Origin of the sequence: Psychrobium sp. MM17-31, assembly GCF_022347785.1 — a bacterium.
Taxonomy (GTDB): domain Bacteria; phylum Pseudomonadota; class Gammaproteobacteria; order Enterobacterales; family Psychrobiaceae; genus Psychrobium.
In genome coordinates, this window is record NZ_JAKRGA010000001.1 from 741,517 (window position 1) to 757,723 (window position 16,207).

Consider the following 16,207-nt stretch of genomic DNA (forward strand, 5'->3'; position numbering starts at 1 on the left):
TTTATGGTTGCTGCTTAGTCGCCGTTAATACAATTTCACGTAAACATACATTTTGTGGCTGACCGTAGGCGTAGCTAATAGCGTTGGCGACATCAACAGGTGCTAACACGCCATCCATGCTGTCTTTCCACGCTTGATAACCATCGATAATTTCTTGCGATGTGGTGTGCGATAACAATTCAGTTTCCACGGCACCCGGCGCAATAGTGATTACGCGAACATTGCTATCGGCCACTTCTTCACGCACGTTTTCAGAAATGGCGTGTACCGCAAATTTAGTACCACAGTAGGCTGCGTGATTACCAAAGGTCTTGCGACCAGCTACTGAACTGATATTAACGATAGTTCCAGTGTTACGCGCTTTCATGTCACTTAGTACCGCTTGCATGCCGTTCAGTAAGCCAAATACATTAACATCTAGCATGGTTTTCCACTCACTAGCGTCTTGCACGTCCACTTGACCAAGCAGCATCACGCCCGCATTGTTAACCATTAAATCAACAGGGCCAAATTGGGCAACAGCCTGTTCTACCGCGGCGTTAAATGCTGATTTATCAGTCACATCAACCTTGGCACAAATAGTATTTGGCAAGCCAAATGCCTCTAGTTTTTCTACGCGACGTGCAATAAGTAGCAGCGGATGGCCTTGCTCACTCATCTGTTTTGCTAAAGCTTCACCAATACCTGAACTTGCGCCTGTAATCACTACTAATTTTTTCATTGCTTGACTCCTATGAGTTGTCATCTAAATCTTGATGAGCATTTTAAAGCGCCAAGCAATAAGGATATATAAGGCAAGTGTCACATCATTGTTTACTCACAGTTAACAATGCGCCTTATCTCTTCACCAATAAACTGCCCTCGAGCAGATTGTGGCGACTTATTATTGTAAGCAATATACAAAGATTCGTGCACAGCATGAGTAAGATAATGAATCTTAATATGAGATTGCTTGGCAAAGGCCAGCGCTGCATTTAATGGCAATACTGTAAAACCAAACCCCATACTCACCGGCTGGCAAATAAGACTAATTTGATTGGAAAAACCGTGCAGCTCAAATTGCTCTATTGACTCAAAACGAGGAAAGTTCTTCTCAAGCAGCAGCTGCGCGTGATACCGCGCGTCCGGATGGCCGATAAACCCAAGCTTAAGTAATTGTGACCAATCTATGTCGGTCACAACCGCAGGAGTAATCAATACTAAAGGCTCACTGGCAATTTCACGACAGGAGATATGCCGATGACGACTAGGCGCTGTCATCAAACCAATATCGCAATCCCCAGCAATCAGCTTAGCCTCGATGTCTTCATTAGGCGCAAAACGATAATCGATAATAAGCGCTGGATATTGCTGCTGAATATTAAGTAGCTGCGGATATAGCTTCAAGCCGATACTACCCGGTGAAGCAATGCTTACCTTGCCACTATACTTATCATCGCTGCTCACCTGCTGCGCCAGCGCTTGCCAATTGCCGAGCAGTTTGTCTCCTTCTTCATAAAGCATTTTTCCCTGCGCCGTTAACGAAAAACGCTTACCCTCACGGCGCAGTAATTCACAATCTAAATATTGCTCTAGCTTCTTAATATGCTGACTAACCCCAGATTGCGTCATAAAGAGTTTATCGGCGGTGCGAGTAAAATGGCCTTCTTCTACCAAGATACAAAAAGTTTTAAGCCACAATGGATTAATCATTACAAAATATACTCATATAGATAATAAATGATAATTTTTTATACTTTATTATATTCTCTATACTGATGCCATCACCTAAACAAAGGCACAGAGGAACACAGTTTTGAGTAATTATCCACGCAGCTTTTCCCACATCGGCATTTCGGTACCCAACGTCGAAGAAGCCGCTAAGTTCTACACCGAAGTTCTTGGCTGGTATTTAATTATGGCGCCAACCGAGATTGTTGAAGATGACAGTCCTATCGGCGAGATGTGTACCGATGTCTTCGGCGCTAACTGGAAAAAGTTCAAAATTGCGCATCTATCGACAGGCGATCGTATTGGCGTTGAATTGTTTGAGTTTGCCAATCAGCAAAACCCTGACGATAACTTTGAGTATTGGAAAACTGGCGTCTTTCACTTCTGTGTCCAAGATCCAAACCTTGAAGAATTAGCCGAGAAAATCGTAGCTGCAGGCGGTAAAAAACGCATGGCAAAGCCGCGTTACTACTACCCGGGAGAAAAGCCTTATCGCATGATTTACATGGAAGATCCTTTCGGCAATATTCTAGAAATTTATAGTCATTCTTATGAACTAACTTACAGTGCAGGTGCTTACTAGGCCCTAAGCTTGTTCTTGCTTATCTAAAGCTTCAACAACCTTTTCATTGAGAATACCCAAGGTTCGGTGATGTAATACGACATCATCGAACAAATCTGCAAGCTGTTGTTCCATTTTCTCTAGCTCGAAAGGTTTAAGTAAGAAACCAGATACACCAGTGGCAATGCACTCTTTGACATCATCGAGTTTTTGATTACTGGTTACCATGATAAAAGGCAGGGTTTTGGTATCGTGAGAAAAGCGGATCATTCGCAATAATGAAATGCCATTAACTTTGGGCATATGCCAGTCGCACAGCACCAAACTAAAGGGATTATTTTGAATGAGCTGATGGGCTTTTTCACCATCATCAGCTTCGGTGACATTGGTAATGCCTAGGCGGGACAACATATCGATGATAATAGCGCGCATATACACCACATCATCAATGACCAAGACTTTCATTTCCTTTTTAAGATCTTCATCGTAATTATCTAGCATGACTCCCTCCCTGACAGTTAATACCAAAGTACCACAAACTAGACAAAAGTAAAATTGACATTCATCAAGCTTAATTTGCCTAGCTTTCTTTGATGATTCTAAATTTACATTATTTAATTAAGGCGCCTTTTATTATCTCGCCTTGGTTATCTTTAGCGGCTTGTGGCGAGGTGAAAATCGTTTGCGGTAGTTCATCAAACACGCTGATAGGCGTCATACCGCTTTTGCCGCGATTATCAGCCAGTTTTATTGTGCCGTATTGCTGCCAATTAGCCCAAGGCAGTCGAAATCTAGGTTTGTTGGTATTAACCGTCGGATAAAAGGCAAACTCTTTAATCAAATGGGTTTGTTTATCGAAAAACACTTCGTATTTATTATCAGGAGTGACCCCAACATCGTTAAATGTCATGGTAAGAACATCGACATCTTGACCGTCTAAACTCTTGTCTTGACGGGTATAAGCGAGATTTACGCCATCATCGTGTAATTTAAACGGCATCACTACCCAATAGGAATCGTTAATCCAAACCTCATAGCCCCAATTCATTTTCTCGGCGAGCATTTTCTCGTCTTTAAGCTCTTTACCTTGCTCCCACACACGGCCCTTCTTAGTATGAATATTCATCAGCAATACATTGCCTTTGTCATACTCGATACGAATATCGCCGGTAAACTTGTCCCATACATGAAATCGCGAGCCAAAGAAAAGCCACGAGATATAACGGGTATTATTGTAATTATCTCGCCCGCCCATCGCAGCCACACTGGCATTGGCAATTTCCTGCGCTTTTTTATCTACCGAAGACACAACGGGTTGCGCTTTTACCGGAAAATGAACAGACGCAGTGATAAATAACAACAGTGCTATAAAATTTCTCATAAATACCTTCTATTTAGTGCGGTGCAGTTCTGTTGATTCATTAGCTAAATGACTAAAAATTATCGCGTTATTGCTAACATCAAAACCATAACTATCACCAATTTCAATGTGCTCTACCAATTTATTCGGCTTAGTTATCGCACTTACCTGCAGGCGAGTATCATAGCTTGGAATGTGGTAAAGCTTACCATTACTAATAACCGTATCGCGATTAACGCCAATCGCCAGTTTAGCGATAGCATCAGCTGGTAACCTCTGGGCTAAAATATCCTCAATAGAACTGCGATACAATTTGTTCTCTCTATCTAACAAGTACACACCGGCCAATGAGTTTGAGTCAGGTTCAGCATCCACCAGCAAACGTTGCCAATTTGTCGTCAGAGGCAAAATTTTCTTCGTTTTAATGTCTAACAGCACAATGCGTTGATATTGGCCATCGGCCAAATGCACAGCAACCAACGCCTGATTTAACCAAGAAACGTGATTCACTCTATCATCGAATGTGCGGCTAAATACCAGCGCCCGCTTTTCAACATCAAACAAGTGTACGCGATTAGCTTCACCTGCAACCAAATGTACATCGTCAATACTCACCTCGACATTGCTAAATACCTTGTATTTAGCGAAGTTTGACAGCGCCATTGCGCCGCCGCTATCGCGCTGAACATAAACCTGCGCTGCGCCATCGCGTTTGGAAATAAACGCCACGCCGTTTGAACGATGAAACAAGCTTGGCAGCATATCGTAAATGGTAGAATTGCTCACCGCGAACTTAGCATCGTTTAACCACTTAAAATCGTAATTGCGAATGTTGGTGCGATATACGATGTCATGCCCATTTTCGATCAATGCCATATCGCAACATAGATATTCACTGGAGCTGGCAACAACACGAGGCTGTTCACTATCTGGTGAATCTAACGCTAATACTTTTTGCGCTGGCGGCATCGCGGTAAATAAAATCCCTTGGCCATTGTGTTGCCAAATCGCATTGCGAACTATGCCATCGAAAGTGTGATACTGACGTAGCGCTCGATTAGCAATGTTCATTTGATAAACAGTGGTTGAATTGTCGAGATTGCGAGAAAGAATTAACAACCTATCGCCAGCCGAATTCACATCGATTCGCGTCATCCTACTCTTGTCAGGCATGTCTAACGTAATATGCTCAATATCTGGATTAAAAAAATCAAACTGATACAACGTAGCTTGATGGTGCTGTGGCGACTTAGCAATCATCGCAAACTGATTATCGGCGATATGGGCGATATCAATGACCCACCATTTAGCGATATTAATCGCCGATATTCCCAAGACTTGTAGTTTATTGTTAATCACTTGACCGCGAATCAGCTTCTTTATACCTTTGTCACGTACTAGCAATACAATCTCACCATTATCTCGCCACTGCACAATATTAAACATTCGATCGAATTCATGTGTTACAGCCGTTAATTTCGGCGTCGATAGCCTCTTTTGCCACAATGTATCTCGGCCATTTTCGTGGCCGATAAATACCAATGATTTACCATTATCAGATACCTGTGGTGAATACTTATCACCAGCGATCCGCGTTAACGTTTCAATATCATTACTCTCGTTAACTAGCTGGTGTGAATTTGGCAATAACAAATAAGCAAGACAGCAAATACTCACCAATATCACCAAGTATAACGGCCAAAATGTTCGCTTAGTGTCGATATCTGTTTTAGGTAAAAAGTCAGTCAGTTCATGGGAGGCTTCTGTTTTAACATCACATATAAACCGATAACCGAGCTTAGGCACTGTTTGAATATAAAGGGGGGACTTTGCATTATCACCTAATAACTTTCGCAATGAAGCAATTAGCCTATTAAGCGTATTATCGCTAACTACCGTCGTCGGCCAAATTTGTGATAGCAGCTCTTCGCGAGAAATAACCCGTTGGGTGTTTTGGCAAAAAAATAACAATAAGTCATAGATTTTGGGATCTATGCTAATTGATTCTTCGCCTTTGAATAACTCAGCGGTTTTTATCGATAAAACAAATTCATCAAAATGATATTGCATGACTCACGGTAGATTAATTTTGCCAAAGAACAGCTAAACAAGAATATTTAGCAAATAGTAATGAATGTCATCTTTGCTATTTTTTCTTTAAAAATCAAGCTAAATAGCTCATCCCACATTTTTATCACCTTTTTATCACCCCCTCGTCATTCTTTTGTTGGTAGTCGAATCTAATCTAGGTTTTCCACCTAACTATAAATGGAACTACAACGTGAAAAATATTCTAATTGTCTCGCTAGTAACCTTACTCCTTAGCATCCCTAACTACACATTTGCCAATGAGAAAAAGCCACCCTATGGTGATGGCGAAATCTTTAAAGGCCAATATGGCAACCTCTATTTTGAAAGCGAAGGTCGCGGCACACCTGTTGTTATTATTAACGGTGGCCCAGGTGCTGGCCATAGTGTTTTCTTAGGATGGTTTGAATTTCTAACGAAACAACATTATCAAGTGGTGTATTTTGACGAAACAGGCCGTGGCCGCGCCACACGTAAAGTGGCAAACAAACCTTTGTCGCCACAAATGGGCGTTAACGATTTAGAAAGCCTAAGGAAGCATCTCAAGGCGGATAAAATCATTATCATAGCCCACTCTTATGGCGGTATCCAAGGAATGCAATATGCGCTGCAACACCCTCAACATGTCGAAAAACTCATTATGGTCAATGCTTCTTACGACGCTCAGAGTCAACAAATGAATATCGACAACGTCAAACGCGTTACCCAGCATCAATATCCTCAGCGCTGGCAACAAGTACTAAAACTTCGCCAACAAGGGATAAAGTCTAGCGATGAGCGTTACTACGATCTCCTCTCAACAGGTCCAGATATGTACTGGTATAACACCGAAAATCGCAAAAATCTTCGCCTTGTGCGTACCAATGACAAACGCGATCGTTTTAACATGCAAGCCTATTTTGACATCGTTGGTGATGACCCAGAATGGACGGTAAACGGTACTTTAAAAGGAATTACTGTTGAAGAAGAGCTTAAGGGATTTACTATCCCAACGTTATTAATCGCAGGGCGCTTCGATAAAATTACTTCACCGAAAATGGTTCACCGCCTCGCCCAAATGATGAATAGTTCAACCACACAGCAAGTCATGTTCGAAAAGAGTGGTCATTGGCCATGGGTAGAAGAAAACGAAAAATTTGAAAAAGTCATTAGCGAGTTTCTTAAATAACTTCTCAAGCTTGGCAATACCACATGGTATTGCCACGATACAAACGCTAATTTTTTACAACCAGATAACCGAAGTTAAAGACATTTATTTCAATTATCATAAAAAATTATTACAAATAACAACAATTCTCATTTTAATTTATAATTAGATCACGTATCATAGCGCGCAAAATAACCTATCGCCTATGGAAAGCGTTACCATGAGAAAAACTACCCTAGCAAAATCAATTAGTTTTGCACTATTAGCGTCAGCTGCTGCCGTATCAACCACAGCTATCGCCGATGATAATACTGAGATTGAAAAGATCGTTGTTAAAGGTCAGAAAATCGATCGCAGCCTCCAAGAAACCCCAACTAGTGTTGCTGTACTTACGGCAGACGACATCGAAACTAACAGCATCGCTAATATCAGCGAAGTATTCGCTATGATGCCAAATGTTGCCGGCGACTTCCGCGAAGGCTTTAATATTCGTGGCGTTGACGCATTTTCGGTTTCAGGCGGCGGTAACAGCTTTTTAGCGACTATTTACGTTGATGGTGCTCCACTACCATTTCGTATGGCCAAAAGCGGTGGTTTATCAACATGGGATATTAATCAAGTAGAAGTATTCCGTGGCCCACAATCAACACTCCAAGGCCGTAATGCCCTTGCAGGTGCTATTGTCTTGCGTTCAGAAGATCCTACATACGAAACAAACGGTAAATTCAAAATCACCGCTGGCACAGACGGTCAGCGCGAATACGCGTTTGCAGGTGGCACATCACTGATTGATGACGTGTTAGCTATCCGCATAAGCTACGAAGATACAGCGTTTGACGGTGATATCGAAAACATCACGCGTAAAGAAAGCTCTAACTTCGAAGATAATGAAACACTGCGCGCTAAAGTATTATTCGAACCGACAGATGATATTGACGCACTATTTACTTACACGCGCAACGAAAACATGTACGGTCCTCGCTGGTCTAAGTTCTACCACGGTGAGTCTGCATTCGATCGCACTGTTGATACCAATACCTATATCTGGGAAAAAACTGAAACAGATATCTACAATTTAGAAGTCACTTGGGATATCAATGATCAATTGAGCTTCCACTCGATTACTACCTACAACGATTCTGAATACGGCTACAACTGGGATGGCGATATGCAGCCAACGCAGATTGTTGTTGATACGCAAGATGTTCGCGTGGATAAAACATTCAGCCAAGAATTCCGCTTAGCCTATGACGGCGATAATGTTAAAGCCGTTGCTGGTTTCTACACCTCTAAAGTGGATGTTGAAGACCAAGCTGTTGGTGAACGTTTTTACCCACTGCAAAGCGCGGTAGGCACTAGCGATTTCGCCGCTGTTGTGACGGGTCTTCTAATGCAACAAGGCTTGGATGCGGCAACCGCATCTCAAACAGCTGCCATTGTTGCGCCAATGTACCCAAATATCGACCCTATCATCCTCGATATGCAGTACGGTCTTGATCAAGAAATTAAATCATCGGCAATCTATGGTGATATCACATGGTCTGTTAACGACAAGTTCGACATCTTAGCGGGCTTGCGCTATGACACCGAAGAGCAAAGTAACAGCTCGAATAACGCCTACAAAGTCAATAACACGTTACCAGATCCATCAGTTTTACCAGCACAAATTGCACCTGTAGTCACTGGTATTAATGGTTACTTACACGGCCTAGCAGCAAACGCTTCGGGCATCGGTGAGAAGTCGAAAGACGATTTTAACGCTTGGTTACCTAAACTTGGCGCGACATACCACATTAGCGATGACAGCTCAGCTAGCTTCATTTTCCAGCGCGGTTACCGCTCAGGTGGGGTTGGCTTTAACATCGCCCAAGGCGAAAGCTTTAAATACGATCCTGAATACACCAACAACTTCGAGCTATCATACCGCTCAGTTAATCTAGACGGTGACCTAGTGTTCAACGCGAACTTGTTCCTATTAAAATGGACAGATCAGCAAATTGAAAAACGTGGCACTAGCCAATTTGATACAGAAACAGTTAACTCAGGTAAATCGGAAGTTAAAGGTTTTGAAACTGAAATCTTCTACACAGCATCAGATAACTTGACCATTAAAGCTGGTTTAGGTCTAGCCAAATCAGAGTTCACTCAGTTTGTGATTGAGCAAACAGGCCAAGACGACCTGAACTACACAGGCCAACGTTTCCCAGATGCGCCTAAATGGACTGCTAATGTTGCTGCAAAATACGTGTTTGATAACGACGTTTACCTCAATGTGACAGCCAAACACCAAGATGCAAGCGATGCTTACTTAGATCCTCGTCGTTCACTGGGCGCTGCGCGTTATGCCGCTGAAAACAACCCACAAAACGATGGCCGCACTGTAGTCAATGCAACGCTAGGTTACGACTGGGACAAATACAGCGTTCGTCTAGATGTTGAAAACTTATTCGACGAAGACTACATCGCTTACTACACTCGCGATGCACTACCTGGCGAAGGTTTTGACAACTACGGCCAACACAGTGTTGGTTTATCACGTCAAATTTCAGCTAGCTTCCAAATGAAGTTTTAATTAAAGCGATTTAAAACAAAAACGGGAGCTCACGATCATGAGCTCCCGTTTTTTATAGTGAATTTTTATCTAACTAACTCGCCAAAACTGCTATCAACGCCAATAATGCCGGCGTGCCCTGTACAAATAAAATTGAACGCTTAGCCGTTAAACCACCAAATATTGCCGCAACGATAACGCAACCTAAAAAGAACAATTGAACTTGCTCGCCAATCGCTGCCGCAGGATGCAGTAAGCCCCAAATCAAACCTGCCGCTAGAAAGCCGTTATAGAGTCCCATATTGGCCGCCAATGTCTTAGATGTCTGTGCATCTTCAAGTGACATTCCAAACACCTTAAGTGCGCGAGGTTTAGTCCACAAAAACATTTCAAGCACTAAAATATAAATGTGCTCCACCGCAACCAAAGCCACGAGAATAAGCGCCAGCATTTCCATAAAATCTCCATTAATTCATATAAATAGTCTATTTAACCAACACTGTACGCTTAAATGATTATTAACGCCATCAATGGTTTATGAAAATCAGATTTTTGTTATCTCCTTGTCCATTACCGCAATTAATTCACTGCATAACTCGTCATCTAATACATCGCTGTGAGGCGAAGAGAAACGTCCAGCGTCATTATCAAAATAATCACCACTGTACGCAGTCGCCGTATCACTAAGTGCCATCTCAACTAATATGTCTGCGCCAATTGCCAAATTCTTTCCCGCCACACCAAAGCCTTGCTTAACCATCTTACTTGCCAGTAAAGAGCCAGGATTAATAGCCAGTAAAACAAGGTCTTGTAATTGACGAGACAACGTTTTAGTCCACATGGTAATCGCTGTTTTACTCTGCGCATAAGCCGCCATGTCATCTAGTTGTTTTTGCCCTTGCAAGGCGTCAAAATCGATGCTCGCTTGTGCAGCCGAAGATAAGTTAAGCACCCTAGCTTGAGCATTGAAAACCGATAGCAACTTTCGAGTGAGTAAATAAGGAGCAATGGTATTTACGGTGAAGCGGACATCCATGCCTTGTGCAGTTAGTGGAGTAGCAGTTCTAAATACCCCAGCATTATTAATTAACACATCGATTTTATAGCCACGATTTATCACTTCATCCGCCATTGCTGATACTTGCGTGAGCGAAGAAAAGTCAGCCATTAGTGAAATCACCTTGCCGCTACCCACTGCATCAATTTGCTTGTTGGCGTCAGCCAGCTTTTCACTGTTACGGCCGTGGATGATTAAATCATGGCCCAATTTAGCCAACTTCATCGCTGTAACCAAACCAATACCGTCAGTAGCGCCTGTAATTAAAATAGTCTTAGCCATTACCTTACCTTTTCAGTTATTAAGCGTTAGTTTAAACGTGCTCAACGACAACCTTGCCCATCGCCAAGCCACTCGTTAACCTCTCGTGAGCCTGACCAATTTGTGACAATGAAAAATGCTCGCTATCTAATACTGGTGTTAGGCCTCCTGCTTCAACAATGTCAGCAAGTTTTGTCAATATTTCGCCGTGCTCTTGGCGCTTAGTATTGTGCAGCATCGGGATCAGCATAAATACAACGTAGAGAGATAACCCTTTAAAGTGCGCCGTCGACAAATCCATTTCCACCATAGAAACCGTACTAATCACTTGCCCATTTAACGCAGCAGCGTCAAAAGAAGCCTGCATATTCATGCCGCCGACACTATCAAACACCACTTCAAAGCCAGCCCCAACAGTGTACTGCTCAACATAATCTTCAACGGTTGTAGTTTTATAGTTAATTGGCGTAGCTCCTAATTGTTCAATCAACGCCATTTGCGGCTCACCGCCACCAGTCGCATAAACATCTGCCCCAAAGTATTTCGCTAGCTGCAATGCGACATGACCAACGCCGCCTGAGCCGCCATGCACTAGCACCTTCGCCTCACTGTCTTGCGCTATTAACTGTTGTATATTGGCACGCATCAATCCTTCGTATGCCGTAATACCAACTAAGGGCAACGCAGCAGCTTGCGCCATGGTTAAATTTTTTGGTTTCAGCGCCATCAAGTTTGCGTCAACCAACATATATTCAGCTAATGAGCCTTGTAAATCGGCAAGACCACCAGCACAACCATACACTTCATCACCCACTTTATAGTTGTTCACGTCCGGTCCTACTTCGGTAATAACACCTGCGAAATCCATCCCTAGCACCGCAGGTAATGCTGGAGATAGTGGTAATTCGTCCCCCATTGCACGAATCATGGTATCAACAGTGTTAACGCTACTCGCCATCACGTTTACAACCACTTGCCCAGCTCCGGCTGTTGGTTTTGCCAGCTCAACCATGTCGAAACCATCAGTAGTACCAAAGGCTTTTAAAATCATCGCTTTCATTTAATTATTCTCATTCAATTTAGATTGCAGAAAGTGTAACCAGTAGCAATTAAATTGATAATAGAGCAAAATAAAGAATCACTTTATAGATTTTATTGAAAATAAATGAATACCGACTATCTGCAACTCTTTATCAAAATTGCCCAATACCAAAACATAAGCGCCGCCGGAGAATTACTGGGATTGTCGCCAGCGGTAGCAAGTGCGCACATTGGTAAATTAGAGCAGCAGTTAGGTGTACGGTTACTTCATCGCACCACACGGCAAGTATCACTCACAGAAGACGGCCACGCGTTTTTACCTCACGCAGAAAATGTTATCGCCAGTGTCGAAGCAGCCAAGGCATCTGTCGGCGCAACAGACGCTAAACCCAATGGCACACTGCGAGTTGCCGCGCCAGCTTCTTTTGGTCGTATGCACCTGCTCCCGGCACTAACTGATTTTTTCGAGCAATTTCCACAAATAAAAGTGGACTTAAAACTGTCTGACACCATCATCGATTTAGTAGAAGGTGGTTTTGATATCGCTATTCGCAATGCGCCATTGAAGGATTCTAGCCTGGTAGCGCGAAAACTTGCCCCAGACAATCGAGTGTTATGCGCCTCGCCTGATTACCTCAAACAGTTCGGCCATCCGCAGACACCGGATGATCTAAAGAACCATCAATGCATCACGTTAATGGGCATAGAAAACTGGCAGTTTCAGACAGTAACAGGCCAACAAACGATTAAAGCGACAGGAAATCTGCGCACCGATAATGGTGAAGCCATTAGAGACGCCTGCGTAAACGGATTGGGGATTACAATTAATTCGAGTTGGAGCGCCTATCAACACATACAAAATGGCGAATTAGTGCCTATTCTCACCGATTATCCATTGTTATCAAACACGGCGATCTGGGCGGTTTATCCAAGTTCACGACTTTTAGCCCCTAAAGTGAGAGTGTTTATCGATTATCTCGTCAGTTACTTTGGTGATACGCCCTACTGGGATCTAAACACACTCAACAAGTGAGTATTTAACAAACAAAAACACGCCTTCATCGATCAAAAATAAAACAATTTTACCTTTACAGACTTTTTCCGTTCATCATATTATAGATTGAGTGATATTTAATCACTTCATAATAAAGCATTAACAGGGAGAAGTTATGAATACCTACGATATTATGCCTGAAGACGAGTTTCAGAGCCGCTTTCCAGAAATTCACGATCAGGTTTGTAACGAGTTAGGCATCGGGTTTGTACCAGAAATATTCCGCGCTGTCGTTAACGCCAATCCAGCACTAGCTCAATCTTCGTGGAGCATGGTACGCGTTAATTTGTGTGCTGGAGACATTCCACGTATCACTAAAGAAATCTTATTTTCCTATGTCGCCAATCAGCGTAAATGTGACTACTGTGACATTGCCCATCAGGCACTAGCAATACATCACGGCTGCGATATTCCAGATATTCCCGACATGTTTAAAGACATTAATGCCATTCGCAATCCACCGCTTCGCGCAGTCATCCAATACACAGATGCAGCCATCAATAACGACTACATTAAACAGTCTCTATTAGAAGACGATCTCATTGGTTTTGGCTTTTCTAAAGAAGAAATTCTAGAGCTCATTGGCATGATTTCGTGTGCAATGTACATGGTAAACATTGCAAGTAGTATTCGCGTGACACCAGATCGTCGTTTTAACGACGTGGTAAATCAACACGCACAAATGGCGTAGGTAGACATGGCATGGACAATTCTAGCAGTAACGGAAATACAAAGCCGAGCCCATTAGATCTCTTTAGTCACTCGTCATCCACCAATCAGGCAATTGAAGCGGCATTACGCAGCTCCAGTTTACTTGGACTTAGCGAAACCATTAGAGAAAACTCTAATATCATCGATGATCTAAAAAGCATTTATAAAATCACCCGTTTTTCCATCGATATCGATAGCTGTATTTTGTTTCGATTCGTTAATGGCTTGTGGTGGGAATCCTTGATAATCATTAAAGATTATCAATTTAAAGAGCAGCACAAGTGGGAAAAAGTCGATAAGCTTACCGCGAATCAAATCGACTCTCTTTTTGACATTAAACACGATATTAGCGACAGCCAAATAATCACCGATACATCATCAGTTATTAACCCGAACGATAATTATATCGACAGCGTGTTGGCGGCAGACAATAACCATTTTGAGCGTTTTAAATTAGTACGTGGAGGCGTGTTATTCAAACCGTCTCAAGGGTGTGATTTCAATAACTACGATGAATCTTTTTTAGCTCAAATGACCGCTATTATGTCGTTTAGTGTCGACAAAGAAATTTCGGCAGGATATCTCAACGAACTATCAGATAACTTGCGCGATTTAGCCCAGAAAATCGACCGCGGTACTAATGAGCAGAGTACCATCCGCAGTATGTATTTCGACTATAATCTCGGTGTAAATCGCAAACTGGGGTTATTGCGAATGCTTAGCCAAGCGACTAATGCAGGAATCGACAATGGCTTTCTCGTGGTCATGACCCTAGATCAAGCGAATGGCTCGCCGCATAATCTAAATGATGAAATCAAAGTTGAGTTTCTAAAAGCGTCGATAAAGCGCATCGCCCGAGCCACTAAAGATGCACCAACACTAACGTTCTCTGAGCCTAATGAATTCTCGTTTCTTATTATTAATTCAAACGAAGAATCAGTAATTCGCATCCTTAAAAAACTAGAAGCCGAGTTCCAGAGTGATTTGGTGCTCAATAACTATCATATTCAATGTAAATTTAGCGCCGGCTACAGTAGCTACCCCAGTTGTAGTAACGATCCTGATACCCTCTATCGCATGGCGCAAATCGCCAACTTTCAAGCACTCAATAACAAGCAAATTAATTTCAGTGGCTACCAAGACAGCATAGTGCAAGAGCTACAACTCAAACTATCGCTGTACAAGCAGTTGCCCAAAGCCATCAGTAATAGCGAGTTTTCGGTATTTCTACAGCCCATAGTGGCAACTGAACAGCTAAAAACACCGGCAAAACATTTCGAATCACTCATTCGTTGGAATCATTGTGACAAAGGTTATTTAGAGCCCAATCAGTTTATCGAGCTCGCTGAAAAAAGCGGAAACATCATCGAGCTTGGTTATTGGTTTATCGACAATGTCAGCCAAATCATCAATCAATTTGATAAATTGCAAACAGGCACCAGCGTCAGCGTTAGCTTGTCGCCACTGCAACTGCGGGAACCAGACATTGTTGTCACGATCAAAAAAATCATCGACAACTACGGTATTTCACCAGAGCAAATCGTCTTTGAAATTTCAGAGCAAAATGCCATGCTCGATATTAACCTCACCAAAGAGCGCTTTACTCAGTTTTCAGAGGCTGGCTTTAAACTTTGCATTAGCAACTTTGGCTCAGGCTATTCATCCTTGTTTTATTTAATGAACTTGCCATTTAACATGCTAAAAATTGATAAAGAATTTGTGCTAAAAGCAAACCGCAACAATAAATTCGACATCATAGGCGCATCTATTGTAAAGATTGCCCAAGACTTATCGCTGACAGCAATTTGTGAAGGCATAGACCAACAAGACCATCTCGACATGGTAACGCAATGGAATGCTGATGCGATCCAAGGTCAAATAGTTAGCGAGGCAAAATCATGGGAAGTCTATTTTTATGATGATAAACAGTCGCGTCTTTAATTGGTTCTTGCTGGGTATTGCGCTGATGCTACCATTGTCAGTTTCAGCGCAAACACTCACCGTTTACACCGAAGACTTGCCGCCCTATCAGATTAAGAAGCGTAACGGCGAAATCACTGGCTTTAGTGCAGAATTAGTGCGAGCGCTCCTCCAGCGCGCAGAATTAAAAGCAAACATCCGCATGGTGCCGTGGGCTAGAGCTTACAACTCTGCTCTCAAGCAAAAGAATACGCTAATTATTTCCATGGTACGAACACCAGAGCGAGAAGGTTTGTTTCACTGGATAGGCCAGGTAGATAAATTAGAATACTACTTCTATCGACTAAGTAACCGCCAAGATATTCAACTAAGCAGTTTTGAACAGGCTAAAAAGTATCGTATTGGTGTCGGCGCAAATTCTTTTGAATATGAAAAACTCACCTATTTGGGCTTTCCTTACGTGGTATCAGTTCCCACCTATAATCAACTCATGGCGATGCTTAAAGCCAATAGATACGACTTATTTTTCTCTGCCGATCGCACCTTTAAAGGCATGTTAGAAAACAGTAATTCAAACCCCGACTCTTTCGATATAGCTTTTCATATTTCGTCTATAAATCAACAGATGTACATTGCCATGAATAAATCGTCAGATCCGCAATTAGTTAAGCGCCTCACCAATGCCTACCAACAACTTAAAGAAGCCGGAGAGGTAGAACGATTAGCGCAAATTTGGTTAAACTAA

Annotated in this window: 15 protein-coding genes; 7 read left to right on the forward strand and 8 right to left on the reverse strand. The window is 42.4% G+C overall.

What is annotated here, in order from left to right; all coding sequences use genetic code 11:
* Nucleotide 1 precedes the first annotated feature (1 nt).
* Nucleotides 2-721: an SDR family oxidoreductase gene (locus MHM98_RS03255; RefSeq protein WP_239437803.1), complete on the reverse strand. Its 720-nt coding sequence runs from the start codon at nt 719-721 to the stop codon at nt 2-4.
* Nucleotides 722-813: 92 nt separating this feature from the next.
* The gene (locus MHM98_RS03260) at nt 814-1,692 is read right to left on the reverse strand and encodes a LysR family transcriptional regulator (protein ID WP_239437804.1); all 879 of its coding nucleotides are present in this window, start codon (nt 1,690-1,692) and stop codon (nt 814-816) included.
* Between the two features lie 103 nt (nt 1,693-1,795).
* Here MHM98_RS03260 and MHM98_RS03265 point away from each other — a divergent pair, with 103 nt between their 5' ends.
* Nucleotides 1,796-2,293 carry a lactoylglutathione lyase family protein gene (locus MHM98_RS03265; RefSeq protein WP_239437805.1) on the forward strand — a complete coding sequence of 166 codons (498 nt, stop codon included), beginning with the start codon at nt 1,796-1,798 and terminating at the stop codon, nt 2,291-2,293.
* A 3-nt stretch (nt 2,294-2,296) separates the two neighbouring features.
* Here the strand turns inward: MHM98_RS03265 and MHM98_RS03270 are convergent, their stop codons facing one another.
* The 3 genes from MHM98_RS03270 to MHM98_RS03280 form a co-directional block, all read right to left on the reverse strand.
* Nucleotides 2,297-2,773, reverse strand: coding sequence for a response regulator (locus MHM98_RS03270; RefSeq protein ID WP_239437806.1), 477 nt, complete (start codon nt 2,771-2,773; stop codon nt 2,297-2,299).
* 109 nt (nt 2,774-2,882) lie between these two features.
* Nucleotides 2,883-3,653 carry a DUF6503 family protein gene (locus MHM98_RS03275; protein ID WP_239437807.1) on the reverse strand — a complete coding sequence of 257 codons (771 nt, stop codon included), beginning with the start codon at nt 3,651-3,653 and terminating at the stop codon, nt 2,883-2,885.
* Nucleotides 3,654-3,662: 9 nt separating this feature from the next.
* Complete coding sequence (locus MHM98_RS03280; protein ID WP_239437809.1) at nt 3,663-5,702, reverse strand: winged helix-turn-helix domain-containing protein; 2,040 nt, start codon at nt 5,700-5,702, stop codon at nt 3,663-3,665.
* A 211-nt stretch (nt 5,703-5,913) separates the two neighbouring features.
* Between MHM98_RS03280 and MHM98_RS03285 the strand changes: the two genes are divergently transcribed.
* Both MHM98_RS03285 and MHM98_RS03290 read left to right on the forward strand, forming a co-directional pair.
* Entirely contained in the window at nt 5,914-6,888 is a 975-nt protein-coding gene (locus tag MHM98_RS03285; protein WP_239437811.1) for an alpha/beta fold hydrolase, read from the forward strand.
* 199 nt (nt 6,889-7,087) lie between these two features.
* Nucleotides 7,088-9,439 (forward strand): TonB-dependent receptor, encoded by a 2,352-nt coding sequence (locus MHM98_RS03290; RefSeq protein ID WP_239437812.1) that lies wholly within the window; start codon nt 7,088-7,090, stop codon nt 9,437-9,439.
* Between the two features lie 73 nt (nt 9,440-9,512).
* Here MHM98_RS03290 and MHM98_RS03295 read toward each other — a convergent pair whose 3' ends face one another.
* From MHM98_RS03295 to MHM98_RS03305, 3 genes are all read right to left on the reverse strand, one after another.
* Entirely contained in the window at nt 9,513-9,875 is a 363-nt protein-coding gene (locus MHM98_RS03295; RefSeq protein WP_239437813.1) for a DUF1304 domain-containing protein, read from the reverse strand.
* A gap of 87 nt (nt 9,876-9,962) precedes the next feature.
* Nucleotides 9,963-10,757 carry an SDR family NAD(P)-dependent oxidoreductase gene (locus MHM98_RS03300; protein ID WP_239437814.1) on the reverse strand — a complete coding sequence of 265 codons (795 nt, stop codon included), beginning with the start codon at nt 10,755-10,757 and terminating at the stop codon, nt 9,963-9,965.
* Between the two features lie 31 nt (nt 10,758-10,788).
* Nucleotides 10,789-11,796, reverse strand: coding sequence for a zinc-dependent alcohol dehydrogenase family protein (locus MHM98_RS03305; protein ID WP_239437815.1), 1,008 nt, complete (start codon nt 11,794-11,796; stop codon nt 10,789-10,791).
* 105 nt (nt 11,797-11,901) lie between these two features.
* On the opposite strand from MHM98_RS03305, the gene MHM98_RS03310 reads away from it, so the two are divergent.
* The 4 genes from MHM98_RS03310 to MHM98_RS03325 all read left to right on the forward strand — a co-directional run bounded on the left by MHM98_RS03310 (nt 11,902) and on the right by MHM98_RS03325 (nt 16,207).
* Nucleotides 11,902-12,810 (forward strand): LysR family transcriptional regulator, encoded by a 909-nt coding sequence (locus tag MHM98_RS03310; RefSeq protein ID WP_239437816.1) that lies wholly within the window; start codon nt 11,902-11,904, stop codon nt 12,808-12,810.
* Between the two features lie 136 nt (nt 12,811-12,946).
* Nucleotides 12,947-13,522, forward strand: coding sequence for a hypothetical protein (locus MHM98_RS03315; protein ID WP_239437817.1), 576 nt, complete (start codon nt 12,947-12,949; stop codon nt 13,520-13,522).
* An 11-nt stretch (nt 13,523-13,533) separates the two neighbouring features.
* Nucleotides 13,534-15,483 carry an EAL domain-containing protein gene (locus MHM98_RS03320; protein WP_239437818.1) on the forward strand — a complete coding sequence of 650 codons (1,950 nt, stop codon included), beginning with the start codon at nt 13,534-13,536 and terminating at the stop codon, nt 15,481-15,483.
* Nucleotides 15,458-16,207 carry a transporter substrate-binding domain-containing protein gene (locus MHM98_RS03325; RefSeq protein ID WP_239437819.1) on the forward strand — a complete coding sequence of 250 codons (750 nt, stop codon included), beginning with the start codon at nt 15,458-15,460 and terminating at the stop codon, nt 16,205-16,207. The genes MHM98_RS03320 and MHM98_RS03325 overlap by 26 nt, the downstream gene beginning before the upstream one ends.